6 protein-coding genes and 1 pseudogene are annotated in these 3,917 nt (G+C 71.0%); all 7 read right to left on the reverse strand.

The window, feature by feature from the left end:
• Positions 1 to 96 precede the first annotated feature (96 nt).
• Positions 97 to 1,266 (reverse strand): tyrosine recombinase XerC, encoded by a 1,170-nt coding sequence (xerC, locus tag B7767_RS15240; RefSeq protein WP_085572665.1) that lies wholly within the window; start codon positions 1,264 to 1,266, stop codon positions 97 to 99.
• A complete protein-coding gene (locus B7767_RS15245) occupies positions 1,266 to 1,448 on the reverse strand; it encodes a helix-turn-helix domain-containing protein (protein WP_085572666.1) in 183 nt (60 codons plus the stop codon). Before B7767_RS15245 ends, xerC begins: the two co-directional genes overlap by 1 nt.
• The gene (locus B7767_RS15250; protein WP_085572667.1) at positions 1,438 to 2,787 is read right to left on the reverse strand and encodes a replication initiator; all 1,350 of its coding nucleotides are present in this window, start codon (positions 2,785 to 2,787) and stop codon (positions 1,438 to 1,440) included. The genes B7767_RS15245 and B7767_RS15250 overlap by 11 nt, the downstream gene beginning before the upstream one ends.
• 110 nt (positions 2,788 to 2,897) lie before the next feature.
• On the reverse strand, positions 2,898 to 3,203 hold the full coding sequence (locus tag B7767_RS15255) for a SpdD-like protein (RefSeq protein ID WP_085572668.1): 306 nt from the start codon (positions 3,201 to 3,203) through the stop codon (positions 2,898 to 2,900).
• Positions 3,204 to 3,223: 20 nt separating this feature from the next.
• Entirely contained in the window at positions 3,224 to 3,379 is a 156-nt protein-coding gene (locus tag B7767_RS44635) for a hypothetical protein (RefSeq protein WP_107486109.1), read from the reverse strand.
• A gap of 15 nt (positions 3,380 to 3,394) precedes the next feature.
• On the reverse strand, positions 3,395 to 3,574 hold the full coding sequence (locus B7767_RS15260; protein WP_037930767.1) for a mobile element transfer protein: 180 nt from the start codon (positions 3,572 to 3,574) through the stop codon (positions 3,395 to 3,397).
• A gap of 13 nt (positions 3,575 to 3,587) precedes the next feature.
• Positions 3,588 to 3,917 (reverse strand): annotated as a pseudogene (locus tag B7767_RS48020) (SpdA protein); the annotation flags it as partial.

Genomic DNA, 3,917 nt, shown 5'->3' on the forward strand with positions numbered 1-3,917 from the left:
AGCCGTAGCAGCAGGTAGACCACCGCGTAACATTACGCGGTGGTCTTCTTGTTTCTGCCTGCGTGTCTATCTGCGTGACTATCGCTATCCGCGTGTCTACGGCCGTCGTTCCTGTATGCCGAAGATGCCGTCCATGACCACGGCGCCGGTCTGGATCACGGGCCGGATCTGCTTCCGGTAGACCTCCTCGGTCACGGCCGTACCGGAGTGCCCGACGAGCCGGGAGATCACTTCCAGCGGGACGCCGCGGTCGGACAGCAGGGACACGAAGCTGTGCCGGAGCTCCCGGGGCGTCCACTCGTCGGCGTTGATCCCGTCGATGCCCTTGAGCGCCTGGCGGAAGGCCCGGCGGACGTTGGCCGCGTCCAGCGGCTTGCCCACGGCCGAGGAGAAGACGAGCCCGTGTTCCTCCCACTTGTCGCCGGCGGCGAGCCGATCCCAGCCCTGATCCTCGAACTGCTGCCAGAGGGCTTCGACGCAGCGCGTCGGCAGAGCGAGCGTGCGCCGGGACTTCCGGGTCTTGGTGTCCCCGCCCCGCCGGACCGAGCGCCAGACCGCGATGTGCGGAGGCTGCGGCGGGTCCGCGTCCGGCTTGCCCTTGAGGAAGACGTGGTCCCAGGTGAGCGCCCGCAGCTCCTCGGTACGGGCACCGGTCAGCAGGGCGACGACGATGTACGCGTACATCGAGGTCCCCTCGGCGCCCTTGAGCACGGCCTCGGCCTGAGCGAAGGTGAACGCCTTGGAAGGGCGCCCGGCTTGCCCCTGGGGCACCGAGCACAGCTCGACGACGTTCCGCTTCACCTTGTCCCGGGCCATGGCCCGCTTGACCGCGCGGTTGAGGCACGAGTGGATCGCCTGGAGGGTGCGCGTACTGAGCGTCTTCGCCTTGGCGGCCAGCCAGCGGTCGACGTCCTCGGCGCTCAGGTCACGGAGCTTGCGAGCGCCGAGAGACGGGATGACGTGCCTCTGACTCAGGATCGCGCAGGTCTTGGCCGTACTGGGGTCGATGCCCACCAGGCCGTACGCGAGCCAGTCCGTCACGGCGTCCTTGACCGTGTAGTTGGTGGGCGCGATCGCGAGACCGTCCTCGTGGTCTCGCAACACCTCCTTGAGCTTGTTCTTCGCCTCCGTCTTGGTCTTGCCGCTCCCCCGCTTGACGATCCGCTTGCCGCTCGGATCGAACCCGAGGTTCGCCGTGGCGATCCACCGTTGCCGTCTCTCGTCCCAGTGCAGGCCGCCGTCACCGCGGCTCCGACGCTTGGTCATCAGGCCGCACGCTCCATCTGCTCCGCGATGAAGTCGCCCAGGGCGGAGGCCGGAATGCGTCGGCACCGACCAATGGTGACCGAGGGCAGCCGCCGCGTACGGATCAGGTCGTACACCGTGGACCGACCGAGCCTGAGACGGGCCATCACCTCGGCAACGGTGAGCAGTTCGTCATCGTGCACGGTCGGGTTCTCCTTCTGTGTCGTGGGAAGCGGGGTGCGAGGACGCAAAGAGGGCTTCTGCGTCCGTGAGGCCGGTACCGGCGAAGCGCCAGTGCGAGAGGACGAGCACGGTGTCCGGGTCAGGCAGCGGGTGGCCGGCCTCAGCCGCGCGCTCACGGGCCAGGGTTTCGTTGTGGTCGGCGCGTTCCTGGCGGAGGGCGCCGAGGGTGACGGAGTAGGCGCGGGACTTGGTGGAGAAGTGGCCGCGGAAGCCGAGCATGTGGGCCCACTTGCGCAGGCGCAGGTCTTCGAGTTCGGGGAGCGCGCCGAGGTGCCAGCAGGTGAGGATCATGCGCCGGGCGTGGTCGGTGACGCCGGAGCCGATCAGGTCGGTGATCGGGTTGCGGATGGGGCGGTCGAGGGTGCCCGCGGTTTCGGCGCCCTTGGTGGCGTACTTGGCGATGTAGGCGGCCACGGCGCGGCTGGACAGTTCCGAGGTGCCCACGAAGTCGGCCGAGCGGATGGGGCGGATGTCGAGCTGTTCGCCGAAGCGGAAGGCGTACGCGTGGCCGTCGAGGACCGGACCGGGTGCTTCGGCGAGGCGGGCCGCCGAGCGGATCGCGTCGGTGAGCAGTTCGGTGGTGGCCCAGGCCGGCGGGGCGTCCTCGGCACCGTCCGGGCCGTCGAGGCGGATGACGGCGTGGAAGTGGACGGCGCCGCGCCGCTGGTACTCGGCGACCTTGGCGTAGGAGACCTTGAGGCAGTGGCGCAGTGCCGAGCGGTTGATGCCCGCGCGGGAGGCGAGGTGCTGGCGCAGGTAGGTGGTGAAGCGGCCCCACAGTGCCCCGGCGTGTGCGTTCCACAGGACGGCCGCGCGGTAGTCGTAGCGGTCCGGGTCCAGGGGCGTGCCGAGGGCGGGGTCGTCGTCCGAGTGGAGGCGTCCGCAGCGGCACCGGCCGCCGCCGGGGCGGTTGTGGACGGGGCCGAAGGACGGGGCGGTGAAGGTGGCGAATACGCGCGGGTGCTGGGCGACGGACGGGCCGATGCCTTTGCCGCCGTTCAGGCCGGCGGTGACGAGGTGGAAGGTGTCTTTGCGGTACACCTCGGCGCAGGTGGCACACCGGGTGGAGCGGCGGTTGTTGCAGCGGATGAGGAGTTGTCCGGCTGGAAGGTCGCGGTCGGTGATCTCGCGGACGATCTCTCCCGTGGCGGCGTGGACGTCGAGCCGGTGGCCCTCCATCCGTACGGGCCGCTCGCAGCCGCCGAGGCGCTGGATCTGTCGGGCGTAGGCACTGAGGTCACCGTGCCGGGCGAGGGAGGCCAGACGGCGGATGGCTCCGGCCGGAGCCGTGGAGTGCATGTGCGGTTTCCTCCTGGCAGAGAAGTCGAGGGACGAGATGACGAGCCCCCGCCCGACTTGTCGAGGGGACTAGACAGTGCGGGCAAGCCGGGCGGGCGGGGACGACGAGGTCAGCGGCGGGTGAGAAGGGAACGGAGGACCACGGCGCACACGGCCACGGACGCGGCGGTGATGGCGACGGCGAGGAGCATGGAGACCAGGACCGCGCCGACGACCAGGACCACGGCGGTACCGCCACCGACGAGAGCGAGCACGGTGCCGGGGGTCAAATGGACGGCCGGGCGTGACTGCGTCGCGGGCACGGCGGCCGGCTGCGGAGTCGTGACAGCCGGAGTGATGGCGGCCGGCTCGACGACGGCGGGCGGGGTGACCAGGCCGGTCGGCTGGGGCATGGTCGGGATCTTCGGCTGGAACATGAGCAGGTCTCCCTTCGCGGTTACTTGACGGCGGTGTCGATGACGGGGGCCAGCAGGCTGTCGGCGAGGAGGTATCCGCCGAGGAGCAGCACGGCGATGAGCCACCAGGGCGGGCGGATGAGCTTGACGCCGAGGACCCCGACGACGAGCAGGGCGAGCCAGAGCGGAACGTCCATGGCGGTGGTCTCCTGTCAGGCCGAGCAGCGGTGGGTACGGGCGGCGAGTTCGGCGGCGGCGCGGCTGTCGTACTCGGCGGAGAAGTCGCAGCGGGGCGCGGTGCAGGCGGCCAGGTGACGGTTCCGGCCGCGGTCGATGTAGGAGGCGACGTTGACGGGGCCGATGCGGCGGACGTTGCGGAAGCGCGGGTTCATGGTGGTGCTCCTCTCAGAGGTGAGCGGCGACGGATGCGGTCATGGCCGGGGGCAGGCCGAGCCGGGCGCGTACGGCGTCGGGGTCGGCGGGGTGGCCGGTGGCCGAGCGGTGTTCGTCGGCCAGGGCCCGGACGCGGTCGACGAGGGCGGGCGGCAGGGCAACGGCCGGAGCAGGCTCCGGGGTCGAAGCGACGACCGGTTCGGCGGCAGGCTCTGGAGTGGTGAGCGGTGCCGGGAGCGCGTCCCGGTCGGGCACGTCGACGGCGACCGGCGGGGCAGGGCGCGGCTCCGGTTTCGCGTCCGTGGTCGACGCGGCCGGCTCCCGCGGCTGTTCCTGAATGTG

Origin of the sequence: Streptomyces sp. 13-12-16, assembly GCF_002114215.1 — a bacterium.
Lineage (GTDB): Bacteria > Actinomycetota > Actinomycetes > Streptomycetales > Streptomycetaceae > Streptomyces.